Genomic DNA, 15,914 nt, shown 5'->3' with positions numbered 1-15,914 from the left:
TAACTAACTAATTATTTTCAAATTTCTTATTTAATTGTAAATCAATGTTTTGTGAAAGTGTTCCACACTATGTTATAAAAAAGTGGGACAGTACGGCTTCACCCAAACCATCTCCGAAGGAGGGAGCCGGGGAGAGGCTGTATTTTCCAACTAAAAACAATAGATTTGTTTCTTCTTTATAACCATTTATGACACTTAATGACAACGATTTTAAAATAGATGTGACATCTGAGATTGGTAACCTGCGCACACTTTTAGTGCATAGCCCCGATAGCGGATTAGGTAAAGTTGTGCCCTCTAAAGCGCAGGACTGGCTTTTTGAGGATATTGTGCACCTGGATACCATGCGCCGCAAGGAGTACGATTACTACATTAAGTTGCTGATGTACTTTCTTGATCCCGATAAGATAAAAGGTAAGCTTGCCAACATAGATAGCGACGCTGCTAACCGCGATTTTTTTAAACCCGATAACGCCGGATTCCATAGTTCTACAAAGGTTATCGAGATCCAGACCCTACTGGGCGATATTCTACAGCAAACCGACATCCGTAAGAAACTGGTAGCTGCCGTTTGCGCTATAGAAAATTGCAATTACAAGTTACAATTGCAATTGATAGATACCGACCCGGTTGAATTGGCTAAGATCTTTATTTCCGGCTCGCTGGCTGATGATACGATGATCTTCGCGCCGATACCTAACCTGATCTTTTCCCGCGATCTGGGCATTGCCATCAACGACCATATCCTGCTTAACAAACCCGCTAAAAAGGCGCGCTCACGCGAAACCTTGCTGATGCGCTACATCTTTTTTAATCATCAGTTATTTGCCGGCTATCGCGATAAGATCATAGAAATCTCTGAAAACAAGCAGCATTTTTTACGCCCCGGCGAAGCGAACGAGGAGAAAACCACCATAGAGGGCGGGGATGTGATGATGGTTAGTCCGCAGCACCTGATAATTGGCTGCAGCGAACGTACGTCTATCAGCGGTGCCAACGAGGCTATTAAACTACTGTTCGAGAATAATGTGGTAAATAAGATCACGATTGTGAAGATACCGCATAAGCGCGATTATATGCACATCGATACCGTTTTCACCCAGGTAAAGCGCAATGTATGGGTGCTGCTACGCTCGTTAACCATTACCGAAACCGAGCAATCGCAAAGCGAACCTATTGCCTGGTTTGCCGATAAGAAAAACAAGGATAAGCCCGAGATAGTTCAGTTTAGGAAAGATAAGAAACCAAAAACGTTTAATACGTTGGAAGATCTGCTGGATAACATCAGCCAAAAGGATCTGCAAAGCACCGAGCCTACAAAATTCATTTACTCGGGTAACGATGAATTCCCGTTTGATGCCCGCGAACAATGGACGGATAGCTGCAACCTGCTGGCCCTTAAAGATGGGGTAGTGGTTGGGTACGACCGGAACGATAAAACGGTGGAAGCCTTTAAACAAAGTGGTTTTGCGGTGATCCACGTTACCGACCTGCTGCCCAAAATGGAAAGCGGCGAAATTGACCCGGAAAAAATGAAAGATACCCTGATACTGATGCCAAGCGCCGAACTATCCCGTGCCCGCGGTGGGTTCCACTGCATGAGCATGCCGTTGAAAAGGGATAAAGTCTGAACCCGATTTTTTAGAATTTTGAGGCCGGCAATACATTAATTTAAAATCTTTCAATTAAGCAATTCGTTCAATTCGAGTTCAGACATGAGCCAACAAAGCACCAATAACCTATTAATGATTCGCCCGGTGGCGTTTGGCTTTAACGCGCAAACTGCCGAAAGTAATGCCTTCCAAAAACAGGATGCCGACCAACAGGCCGTGCAGCAAAAAGCCCTGCAGGAGTTTGATGGTTTTGTAACCGTGTTGAGAAGCAACGGCGTGAACATTACAGTGATAAATGATACCTTTGAACCGCATACACCCGATTCGATCTTCCCGAACAACTGGGTGTCGTTTCATGATAATGGCGATATATTTTTGTACCCCATGCAGGCCGAAAACCGCAGGCTGGAGCGGCGGGAAGATATTATCCGCCAGTTGGAGGCGCATTTTAAATCCAACCATGTTGTGGATCTGAGCCGTTTTGAAGCTAAAGAGCAGTTTTTGGAAGGAACCGGCAGCATGGTTTTAGATAGGGAAAACAAGATCGCCTATGCCTGCCTTTCGCCACGTACCAATGTAGAAGCGCTGAAAGCCTTTTGCGATCATTCCGGCTATAAAGCCGTAACTTTCGATGCCTTCGACCAGGGTGGGCAGGCCATTTATCACACTAATGTGCTGATGGCTATAGGCAGTAAATTCGCGGTGATCTGTTTGGATAGTATTACTGATGCCGATGAAAAGCAAGCAGTTATCGCCTCGCTTAAATCATCCGGTAAAGATATTATCGATATCACCTTCGATCAGATGAACAATTTCGCGGGTAATATGCTGGAGGTGAAGAACAACGATGGGGGAACTTTAATTGTGATGTCGCAAACGGCATTTAATTCGCTTAGCGCAGAACAGAAAAATACTTTGGAAAAATATGGTAAGTTGATTTATGCCGATATTAATACCATCGAAACCAATGGTGGCGGTAGCGCCAGGTGCATGATGGCGGAGGTGCATTTAGATGTCGAAGATTAAAAAATGCAAATGTTTTATATCCCGCCATTGTTGCATAAGTTAATATAACAACGTATATCCATTTATGAAAAACTATCAAATATTAGCTATTGCCCTTTTGGCGCTATCATCGTGCGGTACGCGTACAGGTAACCAGTCGGCACGGGCAGATTCAGCTTTATCTGTAGCAGATACCGCTGCTATTAAAAAAGCGCTTGTTGCAGAGATGACCATTAAGGACACTATTAAAATGGGCGATTCTGTGCTGTTAAAATTCACAGTGAAAAACAGCAACACAGATACCGTCACTTTTTGCAAATGGCATACCCCATTTGAGCCCTGGATAGCCAAATACCTGGATATTAAAGACGAAACCGGTGCCGAAGTAAATTACAAAGGCGCTATGGCTAAACGCATTATGCCGCCACCTGCTACCGCTTACATCACCCTTCAAGCAAACGATAGCATTTCTGCAAATGCCGACCTTTTAAAAGGCTACGCTATTGATAAACCAGGTAAATACACCATAACTTACAACAGCACCGGCATTAGTGGGCTTACCGTTAGCAAAAGTGTAACGTTCGTGTATAGTAAATAGTCAGCTACAAAATTTTTGTTGTAATGCACTTGCTGGGTTATTGTACTATAGTACAATCATTTGGCAAGTGCATTGTTGCATAAAGCATGTGCGTTACCCCATTTATTTATAAGATATTGAGATAAGTAAATTCACGCTGTAAATAAATTACATTGTTACTATAAAATTTCCACCCAACAAATACAAAATAAATCCGTTAAAAATATACATTTGCACAAATTTTAAAGAATGCAGAGTTACCAGGATTTTCTTGACCTAAGCGTTGGTTTCCCACAGGAAGGTTATGAGATAATAGAGGATGAATTATACTTCCACGATCTTAATTTGATGGAAATGATCGAAACGTACGGTACGCCGTTGCGCTTCACTTACTTGCCTATAATCAGCAAGAAAATACAACAGGCCAAGCTGCTTTTTCAGCAGGCAATCATCAAATCTAACTATCGCGGTAGTTATAAATATTGCTATTGCACCAAAAGCTCGCATTTTAAGCACATCGTAGAAGAAGCGCTGAAGAACGAGATCCACCTGGAAACATCATCAGCATTTGATATGCCGATGATAGATGCGCTGGAGAAAAAAGGAGCGGTAAGCAAGGATATTACGGTTATCTGTAACGGTTTTAAAACCTTTCAGTACAAGCAGTATATTATTGATATGCTGCATGACGGATTCACCAACATTATCCCGGTGCTGGATAACAAGGAGGAATTTAATCTTTACGACGATGAGGTTGAAATGGATACCCCTTGTAACCTGGGCATCCGTATAGCGGCAGAGGAGCAACCCGATTCGCAGTTCTACACCTCGCGCCTGGGCATCCGTATGGAGGATATCATCGACTTTTACCACAATAAAATAGAGAACAACCCTAATTTTCAGGTTAAGCTGTTACACTTCTTCATTAACTCGGGTATCTCTGATACGCCATACTACTGGAACGAGCTGGAGAAATATGTAACGCTATACTGCAAATTTAAAAAGATAAACCCTGCGCTCGATACGCTGGATATCGGCGGTGGTATGCCGTTTAAAGATTCGCTGGTGTTTGATTTTGATTACGAGTACATGATCAACGAGATTGTGAGCCGTATCAAAGAGATCTGCGCCGAGCACGATACCATGGAACCGGATATTATTACCGAGTTTGGTAAATACACCGTGGCCGAAGCATCGGGTATACTGTACAAGGTATTGGGCCGCAAGCAACAAAACGACCGTGAAAAGTGGCTTATGCTTGATGGATCATTTATTACCAACCTGCCGGATGTTTGGGCGTTAAACCAAAAATATGTGTTATTGCCGATAAATAACTGGGATAACGAATACGAGCGTGTTAACCTTGGCGGTATCACCTGCGACGGGCAGGATTACTACAACCAGGAAGCCCACATGAACAGTGTATTTATGCCGAAAACGCGTAAAGTACAATACATGGGTTTCTTTAACACCGGGGCTTACCAGGAAGTGCTAAGTGGTTATGGTGGCATCCACCATTGCCTGCTGCCATCGCCTAAACACGTTATTATCCGCCGCAACCGCGACGAGACCTTTAACTTTGAGGTGTTTGGCGAAGAACAAAACAGTAAACAAGTATTGAAAATTTTAGGTTACACCACCTAAGGGTTCCAATCTGATCTAATATTAAGAAGCACCGCTAATTAGCGGTGCTTCTTTGGTTAAAATATTTTGTCGTTCTGGGCTTGTCGAAGACCTATTAAAGAGGTATCCATATTATTAGCTTTATAAAAATTTATCTGCTACAACCAAATCTTTGCTGCCTGCTGTGTATTTATAAAACCCGGTGCCGCTTTTAACACCAAGGTGACCTGCTGTAACCATGTTAACCAGTAGTGGGCAAGGGGCATACTTAGGGTTACCGAAGCCGTTGTGCAGTACTCTTAATATAGCCAGGCAAACATCAAGGCCAATAAAGTCGGCCAGTTGAAGCGGACCCATCGGATGGGCCATACCCAGTTTCATCACGGTATCTATTTCGTGTACGCCTGCCACACCCTCAAACAGGGTGTACACCGCCTCGTTTATCATCGGCATTAAAATGCGATTTGCTACAAAGCCGGGGTAGTCGTTCACCTCAACGGGGTCTTTACCCAGTTGGCGCGAAAGTTCCATAATGGTATTGGTTACTTTATTTGTGGTGGCATACCCACGGATAACTTCTACCAGTTTCATAACAGGCACCGGGTTCATAAAGTGCATGCCGATAACATTGGCCGGGTTGGCCGTAACCGCTGCGATTTCAGTTATGGAGATAGACGAAGTGTTTGACGCCAGTATCACATCAGGTTTGCAAACTTCGCTCAGCTGTTTAAACAGTTTTAGTTTTATCTCGCGGTTCTCAGTAGCGGCTTCCACAACAAGGTCGGCATTGACTGCGCCTTCAGATACATCAGTATAAGTTTTAATGTTGCCGAGGGTGGTGATTTTTGCGGCTGCGTCTATGGCGCCTTTTTTTATCTGCCTATCAAGGTTACCGGCTATGGTTTGCAGGGCTTTTTGCAGGGCGGCATCGCTGATATCAACAAGTGACACGTTAAACCCGTTCTGTGCAAAAGTATGGGCAATCCCGTTACCCATAGTGCCCGATCCTATAACTGTAATGTTCTTCATGGTATAATTGGTTTTATTCCCATTGGGAAGGAAATCTGCTGCAAATTACAAGGAAATATACTTACCTGCATCAGCAATTATGTTTTTGTCGATAGTTGGCAACTGCGGTACACGACCTAAATGTTTTATTTGAGTGTATTTTATAATATATTCCTCGGTAGAAGCATTCTCTTCGCCATTAAATATAATGCCCTTAACGGGGATGCCGCGGTTTTTTAATGCCTCGATAGAAAGCAGCGTATGATTGATGCTGCCCAGGTAATTTTGCGATACCAATATTACTTCGACGCCAAGTTGTTTAATGAGGTCAATAACCAGGCAATGATCGTTAAGAGGAACCATTAAGCCGCCGGCACCTTCAATCAGCAATTGGTTATCAGTTTTTGGGGCGATGATGGTTGATTCATCTATGGTAATACCGTCCAGCATTGCAGATTTATGCGGCGAATAGGGTTGGGTTAAGCAGTAGGTTTCGGGATGGAAAACAGAGATTTTATTTGATATTAGCCGCTGCACTTTTATCGTGTCCGAGTTTTCCAACTCGCCCGATTGCAAAGGTTTCCAGTAATCGCATTTTAACTTCTCTACCAATATGGCCGATATAAGCGTTTTGCCAATATCGGTACCAATGCCGGTTACAAACAGCGGTTTATTCATTTGTGATGTTGTTAATAGTTGTGGTAAGTAAAATGATCTCTTCGGCAGTATTATAGGAGTGGAGACAAATGCGGATGCGTTCGGCTCCCGTAGCAACGGTGGGGCTTAATATTGCCCGTACGTCCAGCCCTGTATTTTGCAGTGCTTGAGCCGCTTGTTTAGCCTTTTCATTACTGTTCAAAATAATGCATTGGATAGCGCTGTCGCTTTGCAGTAAAGGATAAGTGCCATTTTGTTTTATGCCCTGTTTAAACAAGCGTATGTTATGGTGAAGTTTCTCTATTTCTGCCGACGATGAATTCAATAACTCATAAGCCATCTTCACCGCCGCCAATTGGTGAAACGAAGCCGCCGTGGTGTAAATAAACGCACGCGAAAAGTTGATCAGATATTCGCGCAACAAATTGCTGCCCAATACAATTGCCCCGTGGCATCCCAATGCTTTGCCGAAGGTTATTACGCGGGCAAATACCTTATCCTGTAAATTTAAATGAGACACTAATCCGGCAGGATACAATCCAACGGCATGTGCCTCATCAACAATTAAATTAGCGCCGTATTGTTCGGTTAGCTTTAATATCGCTGCAATAGGCGGGGTATCGCCATCCATAGAATAAACACTTTCTATCGCCACGTAACAAATACCCTTCGCCTGCTTTAGCTTAGCCTCCAGGCTCTCTAAATCATTATGGCGAAATGTATAGCGGCTGGCGTGACTTAACCGCGCACCATCGATTATAGAGGCGTGGATCAGCTCGTCGTGTACAACCGTATCGCCTTTTTGTGGTAGGGAAGAGAACAACCCAACGTTGGCATCATAGCCCGAGTTAAACAACAACCCTGCTTCACTTTGATGGAAACCAGCTATCTGTTGCTCCAGTTCTTCGGTGTACGCGATGTTGCCCGAGATGAGCCTTGAACCTGTGGCACCGTTTAAACTTAGCGGATGATTATCAAGTTCCCACTGAATATTTTCCTTTAATACATGGGAGCGGGCAAAGCCGAGGTAATCGTTAGAGCAAAAATCTACCAGCATACTTTCGGGGCGCAGGCCGCGGTAAGTGCCCAGCGCTTCGCGTTCATCAAGTTTGCTTTGGATATATTTTTCTGCTGATGCCACGCTTTTAAATTTCTGCTAAAATAGAAAAAGCGGCCTATATATAGCCGCTTCTTTTATTTTAGCATATTTACTCTATTACTTGTTAGATGGTGCACCACCGCCGCCGTTTTGGCGTTGCGCGCGCATTTCATCCATTCGTTTTTGCCATGTTGCTGCCTGCTCTGCGGTTAAAATAGCTTTAACTTTATCGTTGGTAGCTTGCATCATAGGGCGCATTTGTGTGCGCATATCGCCACCGGCAGTACGAAGGCTATCCATAGATTTGGTTTGCGCATCATAAACAACGGTGATCTTTGCAACCTGGTCGTCAGTAAGTTTTAAGCTTTCTTTCATGGCTTTAACCCTGTCAGCGGTGGTCATTCTTTGGCGGCCACCTTGTGCGTGGCTTACTGCTGATATTCCTAATACGAATAAGCAGATCATCATAATCTTTTTCATTTTTATAATTTTAGTTTAACTGATGTTATAGATAAAGATAACAGCGAATAGTTTAACCTGTTGCACTGTAACTTAATTGTTGCTATAACCCGGTTTAGACCCGCACAACGTAACTTAAATGTTGCCGCGCTTAATTTACGTCTTTATTAAGATTAGCTATGGAGCGCTGCATTTGGGCCATCATACTGGTAAGGCTTTCCATGGTAGGTTCGGCGGTAGGCATCGGCATGTGAGTAGATATGTAGGCCTTCGCTTTCCAAACTTCCAGCACATCATCGGCGCTTATTTCATAAGGCTCGTAAACGGGGTTGTCAGATACCAGCTTCATGTTACGGCCTTCTTTGTATTTATTACCCGCGCGTTTATAAACCACGCCATCGTTTTTAGAAATAATAACATACGTCTCGCCAATCTTAACATCGGCCCAGTTCTCCAGGTATTCACCTATTATAGTAGTGCCCGATTGCAGCGGCAACATCGAATCACCTTTTATCTCGAAACCACGGTAAGTACCCTGTTTAAACATTGGCAGATAAAGCTTTGGCAACTGGCCCACATATTCCGGGTCGGCGTAACCATTTAAATAGCCTGCACTTGCCTTTAGTGGCACCATTTCGATGTTCTCGTTATCTTCCTTATCTACCGAAATACTTAACACCCTGAGGTTTGCGGGATTGCCTTTTGGTTTCGGTGCCCACTTCTCATCGATGGTTTCATTAATAAAATCATCAATAGATATGTCAAAAAATATTGCTAATTGTTTTAGTAGTTCATACTTGGGTTCGGCGCGTTCTTCTTCGTATGCGCCTACTAATGAACGTTTTATACCTACCTGGTCGGCAAACTGTTGCTGGGTTAGGCCCTTCTTTTTGCGAAGGAATTTAATATTTTGTGAAATATTTGCCATAAATATTTGGAATTGCTAAAATAGTTAGTATTTTTATGCTCATAAAATTAGTAATTATTTTTTAATCAGCAAATTTTTTTATCAAATGAAAAGGTTCGTATATATTATCACAGACAGAAACAGGAAAAACCTGCACGTAGGGATGTGCACAGATCTATTGAAAACCCTTAAGTTTTACGGCGAAATGCCTACCCTGTTTTTTGATAGCGCGCAGCAACTCAACAGACTGGTTTATTTTGAGGAGATAAATACCGAGGAGCAGGCGATGGAACGTTTTAAAATGGTGAGCACTTACACCCGCCCGCAAAAAGAAAAAATGATCCGCCCCGTAAATCCGGATTGGGTTGACCTTACCGCAGGCCTTAACTACGAAAGTGGTGTAAGAGTAAGGCCCGCCATTTACGGCAGGCCTTCTATACAAGCAGCACGCAGGGCGGTTACTTTTTAACAAATACCAATGCGCCCGAGTTCATGCAGTAGCGTTTGCCGCCACGGTCTTTAGGGCCGTCGTTAAACACGTGGCCAAGGTGCAGGCCTGTGCTTTTTTCAATAACCTCGTCGCGGCTCATGCCAAAGCTGCTGTCGTGCACAATTTCTACTTTGTTTGGGTCGACAGCCTTTACAAAACTTGGCCAGCCGGTGCCGCTTTCAAATTTATCGGCCGAGCTAAATAATACTTCGCCGGTAGCAGCGCTTACGTACATGCCGTTTTGGTGATTGTTGTAATAAGCGTTTTTAAAAGGCGTTTCGGTGCCGCGCTCAACCATTATCTCGTATTGGTTGGCAGTAAGCTTTTGTTTCCACTCAGATGCAGGTTTAGCCATTGGCCTTTTCTCCTGCGGTTTTTTATTTTGTCCGTTACTGTTATCGCACCCAAAAGTTGCTAACATGCTAACTACCAGTATTGCTAAGATCGATTTTTTCATAATACTTAAGTTACGAATATCGTGCCAACGCGGATGTCATGTAATTGACAGTTTGCAGTAAACAGTTCGCAGTTTCAGCCGATGGCTTATAGTAGGTAGTTTGCAGTATAGCCTTTGGCCTGCAGTTTTCAGTCGGCAGTCAATATCACGCAGTTTGCATTCATAGCCTTTACTTGTCAGGATAATTGATTGCCTAATTTTAAATCTCCTAATATCTGCACCCTTACAATTTACAACAGCTAACTGAATACCTACCATCCCGGTGCAAATGTCAACCCAAATACTGGTTTTTTAATATCTGTACGGTTAAACGGAACAGCGAAGTATGGTTCCAGCACAAATGCGCCAAAGAAGTTCACCCTTAAAGAAATACCCGCGCTAAGTGCCGGTACACGCTGATTAGTGTTGTAGGTGGTTTGTGTTTGCGGGTTGCCGTTAGCATCAAGCACCGGATTACCATTAGTACCTAACACAGGCGTTTGACCGATGGCGTCAGGCGCTTTTTGGAACTTGATGTCGTTGCCCTTGTTCCAGGCTAAACCGGCATCAAAGAACAGGTTAAGATCACTAAACAGGAATTTTGATTTGATAACCGCCAATTTCTCCGGCCCGGTAAATGGTAAACGGATCTCGAAGTTTGCTACCGCGATGCGGCTGCCCGAAAGCTGATCGATAGTGAACCCATTTTTATTTGCTGTTTTTGAATTATAAAAGGTTTGCGCCTCGTAACCACGGATCAGGAAGGGGTAACCCACGTATAACGGGTACAATCCACTCACATTATTACCAAAACGACCGTAGCCATATAGCCTTGCAGCAAAGGTTACCGGCGCCACACGTACATACTTACGAAGGTCTACAGTAGGCGAGAAGAAGTGGTAGGTGCCTACATTATACTCCGCCTCAATGCGGAAACGATGCCCGTTCAATGGTGCTGCAATACCAAAATACGAATCGTCGCCTACCAAGGCGGCGCTTAATCCATAAATATTAAAAGGTTTTAGGTCGATGCCATTTTCGGCAAGGAATTGCGCACGAGAGATTTTGTGTTTTTTATAATCCAGCAGGCCGCCTATAGCTAACTGGTCCACGCCGTTTGCATCGGGTGTGTTGGTGTAGGCATAATAACTGCTGTACCTATCTACCCGGTAAGAGTATCGCGAAGCTGTTGTTCCAAATTCGGTGCGCAGGGTACGCGATAATGGGTATGACGCAAACGCCTGCAGCTGGTCTTCAAATGTGCGGATGATGTCTGTCTTTTCTTCATAAACAGGTGTTAATGTGCCACCAACATCGATGTTAGTGAAATTGTAGCCGTAGGTACCCGATTGATAGGGGATATGCGATATACCCAGCCCAAAATTCCAGCGTCCCTGCTGGTTAATGTACAATACCGAGCCGCCAAAATCATAGATCGCTCCATTTACAGCCAGCCCTGCATATATCTGGTTCCTGCCTAAAATATCACTAAAGATTCCTTGTACACCACTTGATAAACCTGTACCAAACGAACTTACCGAAACACCAACTCCACTGCTGCCCAATGCATCCAGCTTAAATTTTGGTTTGTATGGTACGGCATGGATAGAATCGAGCGGGATCTTACTGTATGCCAAATAATTGTTCAGGTTGTAATTGATCAGGTCTACACCCACCGCGCGCAATGGCGGCAGCATGGCTGCAGTGAAATTTGTTATACCCGGGTCAAACGCTACAGGCTTAAAATCGGATACTTTTGCGTTGTAGATGGCGTATTTCTGTGAACGATAATAAGAGTAAACCACATCATCGTTAGCGGATAAACTCAACGCGGGCGAATATTCTGTGATGCCACAGATCCCGGTAAACAGGTCGGTCATTTGCTCTACTTTGCCACCTGCAAAAGTATAACGGTACATGTTGCGGAAACCATCCTTGTTAGACAGGAAATAAACCTGTTTACCATCTGACGAGTATTGGGGGTTAAGATTGTTAGCCCCGTCGAATACTTTTATATCGTTTACTTTACCCGTGGTAATGTCTAATTCGGCTAAGTTAAAGGTAATATCCTGCGAAAGTTTGGTGTCGTAAGTTGCCCTGTCGCTTGAGAAGATGATATGCTTGCTGTCTTTTGAAAAATTTGGCTGATAATCTGAGTATTTATCATTGGTAAGCTGTATAACTTTTTTCGATTCGAGATTGTACATATACAAATCGCCCTGCCCTTCTGACATGCCCTGGAAAGCGACGTACTTACCATCCGGCGACCAGGTAAGGTTACTGAACTGCTCTGCTTTGCCCATTGAAACATCGTTCACTATCCTGCCATCCGGCACATCCACAACCAGCATCCGGTTGCGGCCTTTGTTGAATACGCTGAACGCGAATTTTCTGCTATCCGGCGACCAGGTGCCTGCCGATTCTATAAAGTTAAACTCATCGATATGGGTGTTAGATACTTTACTGGTAAGCCGTTTAATCACCCGCCCCGTTTTAGCATCCGCCAGGTAAAGGTCAATACTGAATAAACCCTTTGAGGAAAGGAAGGCCAGATACTTACCATCCGGGCTAACTGAAGGGGCGACGGTGAGATCACCGCCAACCTTAGCATCGATAATGCGTTTGCCCACCGGCGTTTGAACGGTATCTTTTAAATAGGGTTTGTAAGTATTCTCGATGGAATTTTGCCACAGGCGGGACAGTGTTTTATCATCATAACCCAAAGTGCGGCGGATGCCATACTCTAAGCCGAACCTCGCGGTGTTTTTAAAGAAAGGCACAATAATAGTATCACCATAAGTAGAGCCCAAAAACGACCAAAAAGCCTCGCCGTAACGGTAGGGGAAATATTTATTGCTTTGGGTAAGGTCCCGGACAGTAGGGATGTCGTGGTTGAGGTAAGCGTCGCGCATCCACATAGCGGTGTAGGCGTCTTTTTTACCAAGCGATAGGTATTCGGCCATACCCTCAACCATCCAAAGGGGAATGTTGCCGATATTCTCAAAGTTGGATGAATCGCGGCCAAGCAGCATGTGATATTGAAAAGCGTGCACTAACTCATGCCCCAGCACGTGGCGGGTGGTTTGGTTAGTTTCCATTATCGGCATCACCACACGGTTTTTTAAACCTTCGGTAATACCACCTGTGCCGACGCTAATTTCGCCATCTATGGCCGTAGTCTGCTGAAAATCGGGGTGATTGGCGTAAAGGATAATAGGGTTGGGCCTGTTAAATGTATCGCGAAAAACCTGCTGGTGCAGGGTGTACCATAATTCGCTTTCTTGCGCGAAGCGTTTGATTAGGCTATCGTTTTTCAGATAGTAGTAAATCTCGAAATGGGGGGTCTTGTAAACCTTGAACTTTAGGTTTTTGTACCGCACCTTGTTTTGCCCAAAATACTGGGCTTTAGCCTGTTGGTTAAATAACAGTGCGGCTACAAGGCATAATAATATAAAAGGATACTTGATGGATAAATTGCAAGGATAACGTTTATACATACATAGCGGTTTATACGATATTGCTAATTTATATTAAATACGTTCCCCAAGCAAGCCGGGTTGCCTGAATTATTTGTTAGCCGGCGGTTTATTTTCCGGTGTCTCCTCTTTATTTTCCTCGGTTGCAGGCACGCTAACCGGCGTGGCTGTAGTATCCATCGGCATTTCCATCAGGCTGTCCGTTGATGTGGTATCCTCATGTATTATCGGCGACGGGCACATATATTCCTTGGTGATCTTAACCCATGGCTTAGGAAATGGGCCGTAAGTATAGCCCGAATTAGGATCGGCATATACTTTTTCCATGAATGCTCCAAAAATCGGAAGTGCCGTATGCGAACCTTCGCCGGTTTCTGAATTGGTGAAGTGAACGCTACGGTCATCGGCACCAACCCAAATACCAGTTACCAGGTCTTTAGTGATCCCCATATACCAGCCGTCCACGTAATCGCTTGAGGTGCCTGTTTTACCGCCTATCTGGTTGTTCTTTTTCCATAGGCTTGGGTATTCCCACAACGCCTGCGAAGTGCCGCCCGGTTCTTCCATACCACCGCGGAACATGTAGAGCATCAGCCATGCGGTTTCTTCGCTTAAAACGCGCTCTGCCTTCAGTACAAATTCTTCAATCACATCACCTTTCTGATCGGTTATTTTGGTAACTAATAATGGGTCGACCTTTTCGCCTTTGTTAAGGAATGTGCTGTATGCGCGCACCATTTCGTAAACAGAAACATCGTTAGAGCCTAATGATACCGATGGCACCGATTTTAGCGGGCTCTCGATCCCTATTTTGTGCGCATATTCTACAATCTTATCCCAACCCACATGCTCTGTTACTTGGGCGGTTATCGAGTTTACCGATTTACCCATAGCCCAACGCAACGACATTTCGCGGTACGAGAAGTGGAAATCGGCATTGTTTGGCTGCCAAACATCATCCTTGCCATTGTCCTTAAACTTAATGGTCACCGGTTTATCGGTAAACTTATCACAAGGGGTAAAGCCATTATCCAAAGCGGTTACGTAGGCAAAAGGTTTAAATGTAGAACCTGCCTGGCGTTTGGCCTGATTCACGTGGTCATAGTTAAAATATTTATGGTCAATTCCACCCACCCAAACTTTGATCTTCCCGGTTGATGGCTCCATGGTCATCATCCCTGTGTTCAGGATCTTAGTGTAGTATTTTATCGAATCTACACTGGAGAAGGTGGTGTCTTTATCGCCGTTCCAGGTAAACACGCTCATGCGTTTCTTTTTCTCAAAGTAGCTGTTGATCTGCGTGGTATCGCCTTTATACTTTTTGGTCAGCATTTTGTAAATGGGCAACCTTTGCTCGGCCTTCAGCAAAAAATCTTTTATTTCTACGCCTTTACTGTCCCTCCAGGGGTTTTTATTCCCCCACAAATTATTGAAACGCTTTTGCAGCATCTTCATCTTGGTCGCAACAGCTTCTTCGGCATATTGCTGTAATTTGGAATCTATGGTGGTGTAGATCTTCAACCCATCCTCGTAAAGGTCGTAATCGTTTTTCTTGCACCATTTGTCCAGCCACTTTTCAACCGCGCGGCGGATGTATGAGTCGCCCTGGCCTGTGCGGTCAACATAACTCAGATCGAGGTTTAGTGGCAGTGTGGTGTTTGCTGTGTAAGCGGCTTTGTCTATGTAGTTGTACTTCAACATTTGGCTTAGCACCACGTTACGGCGTTCCAACGATCGGGCGGGGTTAGTTTTAGGGTTATAGGTTGATGTAGCCTTTAGCATACCTATAAGCGTCGCGGCTTCGGCGGGGTTAACCGCATCAGGTATTTTATTGAAGTATTTTAAAGTAGCCGTTTTTATACCGAAGGAATTATTGCCGAACGGTACGGTATTGAGGTACATGGTCAGGATCTGGTCTTTGCTGTACTGGTGCTCTATTTTATAGGCCGTTATCCATTCCTTACATTTAAATACAACGGTACGCAAAAGTGGGATGTGGCGTATCAATCCCTGCGATTTACGTTTACGGGTGCTGAAAAGGTTTTTAGCCAACTGCTGTGTAATGGTACTGCCACCGCGGCGGTCGCCGGTTGCGGTAGATGCCAAACTGCCAAAAAAGCCCAGGAAATCTACCCCGCCATGTTTGTAAAATCGCACATCCTCGGTAGCTACCAGCGCGTGTACAATATTAGGGGATATGGCTTTATATTCGACAGGAGAGCGGTTCTCTTTATAAAAACTACCAATCAGTTTTCCGTCGGCTGTATAAACTTCTGATGCTACTGATACGGTGGGTTGCTTGATCTCCTGCATATCCGGTGAGTAGCCGAACAACCACAAAAAGTTAATTTCTATGGCGCAAAAGAATATAATTATAGCGTATATGAAGATGGAAAGATATCTTAGGTAGCGGTTCTTTATTTCTCTGAACATTGAGTAAAGATGTAAAATTAAGCACCCAAATCATAATGGGCAATTGACAATAATTAACAACGCAATTTTAATAAGTAAATTTCAAGTTAAGCCGTTTGGGGCGAGAAATATTTTATAGAAGAGAATTTGCG

The 15,914-nt window shown here is 44.1% G+C and carries 13 protein-coding genes; 5 read left to right on the top strand and 8 right to left on the bottom strand.

The window, feature by feature from the left end; all coding sequences use genetic code 11:
• The first annotated feature begins 188 nt into the window (after nt 1–188).
• The 4 genes from ACVW0P_RS13095 to ACVW0P_RS13080 all read left to right on the top strand — a co-directional run bounded on the left by ACVW0P_RS13095 (nt 189) and on the right by ACVW0P_RS13080 (nt 4,839).
• Nucleotides 189–1,631 carry an arginine deiminase family protein gene (locus ACVW0P_RS13095; RefSeq protein WP_457132505.1) on the top strand — a complete coding sequence of 481 codons (1,443 nt, stop codon included), beginning with the start codon at nt 189–191 and terminating at the stop codon, nt 1,629–1,631.
• 84 nt (nt 1,632–1,715) lie between these two features.
• Complete coding sequence (ctlX, locus tag ACVW0P_RS13090; protein WP_457132504.1) at nt 1,716–2,639, top strand: citrulline utilization hydrolase CtlX; 924 nt, start codon at nt 1,716–1,718, stop codon at nt 2,637–2,639.
• Between the two features lie 64 nt (nt 2,640–2,703).
• Complete coding sequence (locus tag ACVW0P_RS13085) at nt 2,704–3,216, top strand: protease (protein WP_457132503.1); 513 nt, start codon at nt 2,704–2,706, stop codon at nt 3,214–3,216.
• Nucleotides 3,217–3,444: 228 nt separating this feature from the next.
• Nucleotides 3,445–4,839 (top strand): arginine decarboxylase, encoded by a 1,395-nt coding sequence (locus ACVW0P_RS13080; protein ID WP_457132502.1) that lies wholly within the window; start codon nt 3,445–3,447, stop codon nt 4,837–4,839.
• Between the two features lie 120 nt (nt 4,840–4,959).
• On the opposite strand, the gene ACVW0P_RS13075 is transcribed toward ACVW0P_RS13080, so the two are convergent.
• The 5 genes from ACVW0P_RS13075 to ACVW0P_RS13055 form a co-directional block, all read right to left on the bottom strand.
• On the bottom strand, nt 4,960–5,847 hold the full coding sequence (locus ACVW0P_RS13075) for a 3-hydroxybutyryl-CoA dehydrogenase (RefSeq protein WP_457132501.1): 888 nt from the start codon (nt 5,845–5,847) through the stop codon (nt 4,960–4,962).
• Nucleotides 5,848–5,892: 45 nt separating this feature from the next.
• Nucleotides 5,893–6,504: a dethiobiotin synthase gene (bioD, locus tag ACVW0P_RS13070; RefSeq protein WP_457132500.1), complete on the bottom strand. Its 612-nt coding sequence runs from the start codon at nt 6,502–6,504 to the stop codon at nt 5,893–5,895.
• Nucleotides 6,497–7,624, bottom strand: coding sequence for an aminotransferase class I/II-fold pyridoxal phosphate-dependent enzyme (locus ACVW0P_RS13065; RefSeq protein ID WP_457132499.1), 1,128 nt, complete (start codon nt 7,622–7,624; stop codon nt 6,497–6,499). The genes bioD and ACVW0P_RS13065 overlap by 8 nt, the downstream gene beginning before the upstream one ends.
• Nucleotides 7,625–7,699: 75 nt before the next feature.
• Nucleotides 7,700–8,062, bottom strand: a complete 363-nt coding sequence (locus ACVW0P_RS13060; RefSeq protein WP_457132498.1) for a Spy/CpxP family protein refolding chaperone — start codon at nt 8,060–8,062, stop codon at nt 7,700–7,702.
• A 130-nt stretch (nt 8,063–8,192) separates the two neighbouring features.
• Entirely contained in the window at nt 8,193–8,969 is a 777-nt protein-coding gene (locus tag ACVW0P_RS13055; RefSeq protein ID WP_354430643.1) for an XRE family transcriptional regulator, read from the bottom strand.
• An 85-nt stretch (nt 8,970–9,054) separates the two neighbouring features.
• On the opposite strand from ACVW0P_RS13055, the gene ACVW0P_RS13050 reads away from it, so the two are divergent.
• Nucleotides 9,055–9,417: a GIY-YIG nuclease family protein gene (locus ACVW0P_RS13050; RefSeq protein WP_457132497.1), complete on the top strand. Its 363-nt coding sequence runs from the start codon at nt 9,055–9,057 to the stop codon at nt 9,415–9,417.
• On the opposite strand, the gene msrB is transcribed toward ACVW0P_RS13050, so the two are convergent.
• The 3 genes from msrB to ACVW0P_RS13035 form a co-directional block, all read right to left on the bottom strand.
• Nucleotides 9,407–9,895: a peptide-methionine (R)-S-oxide reductase MsrB gene (gene msrB / locus ACVW0P_RS13045; RefSeq protein ID WP_457132496.1), complete on the bottom strand. Its 489-nt coding sequence runs from the start codon at nt 9,893–9,895 to the stop codon at nt 9,407–9,409. The two genes, ACVW0P_RS13050 and msrB, sit on opposite strands and share 11 nt — an antisense overlap.
• A 251-nt stretch (nt 9,896–10,146) precedes the next feature.
• On the bottom strand, nt 10,147–13,371 hold the full coding sequence (locus ACVW0P_RS13040) for an eIF2A-related protein (RefSeq protein ID WP_457132495.1): 3,225 nt from the start codon (nt 13,369–13,371) through the stop codon (nt 10,147–10,149).
• A 69-nt stretch (nt 13,372–13,440) separates the two neighbouring features.
• Complete coding sequence (locus ACVW0P_RS13035) at nt 13,441–15,783, bottom strand: penicillin-binding protein 1A (protein WP_457132494.1); 2,343 nt, start codon at nt 15,781–15,783, stop codon at nt 13,441–13,443.
• Nucleotides 15,784–15,914: the final 131 nt, after the last annotated feature.

It is taken from the genome of Mucilaginibacter sp. UYNi724, assembly GCF_054057495.1.
This window is presented reverse-complemented; position numbering and strand designations above follow the sequence as displayed.

Excerpts from the sequence above, each read along its gene's own strand:
- ACVW0P_RS13095 (WP_457132505.1), top strand. The coding sequence starts at position 189 with ATGACACTTAATGACAACGATTTTAAAATAGATGTGACATCTGAGATT.
- ctlX (WP_457132504.1), top strand. The coding sequence starts at position 1,716 with ATGAGCCAACAAAGCACCAATAACCTATTAATGATTCGCCCGGTGGCG.
- ACVW0P_RS13085 (WP_457132503.1), top strand. The coding sequence starts at position 2,704 with ATGAAAAACTATCAAATATTAGCTATTGCCCTTTTGGCGCTATCATCG.
- ACVW0P_RS13080 (WP_457132502.1), top strand. The coding sequence starts at position 3,445 with ATGCAGAGTTACCAGGATTTTCTTGACCTAAGCGTTGGTTTCCCACAG.
- ACVW0P_RS13075 (WP_457132501.1), bottom strand. The coding sequence starts at position 5,847 with ATGAAGAACATTACAGTTATAGGATCGGGCACTATGGGTAACGGGATT.
- bioD (WP_457132500.1), bottom strand. The coding sequence starts at position 6,504 with ATGAATAAACCGCTGTTTGTAACCGGCATTGGTACCGATATTGGCAAA.
- ACVW0P_RS13060 (WP_457132498.1), bottom strand. The coding sequence starts at position 8,062 with ATGAAAAAGATTATGATGATCTGCTTATTCGTATTAGGAATATCAGCA.
- ACVW0P_RS13055 (WP_354430643.1), bottom strand. The coding sequence starts at position 8,969 with ATGGCAAATATTTCACAAAATATTAAATTCCTTCGCAAAAAGAAGGGC.
- ACVW0P_RS13050 (WP_457132497.1), top strand. The coding sequence starts at position 9,055 with ATGAAAAGGTTCGTATATATTATCACAGACAGAAACAGGAAAAACCTG.
- msrB (WP_457132496.1), bottom strand. The coding sequence starts at position 9,895 with ATGAAAAAATCGATCTTAGCAATACTGGTAGTTAGCATGTTAGCAACT.
- ACVW0P_RS13040 (WP_457132495.1), bottom strand. The coding sequence starts at position 13,371 with ATGTATAAACGTTATCCTTGCAATTTATCCATCAAGTATCCTTTTATA.
- ACVW0P_RS13035 (WP_457132494.1), bottom strand. The coding sequence starts at position 15,783 with ATGTTCAGAGAAATAAAGAACCGCTACCTAAGATATCTTTCCATCTTC.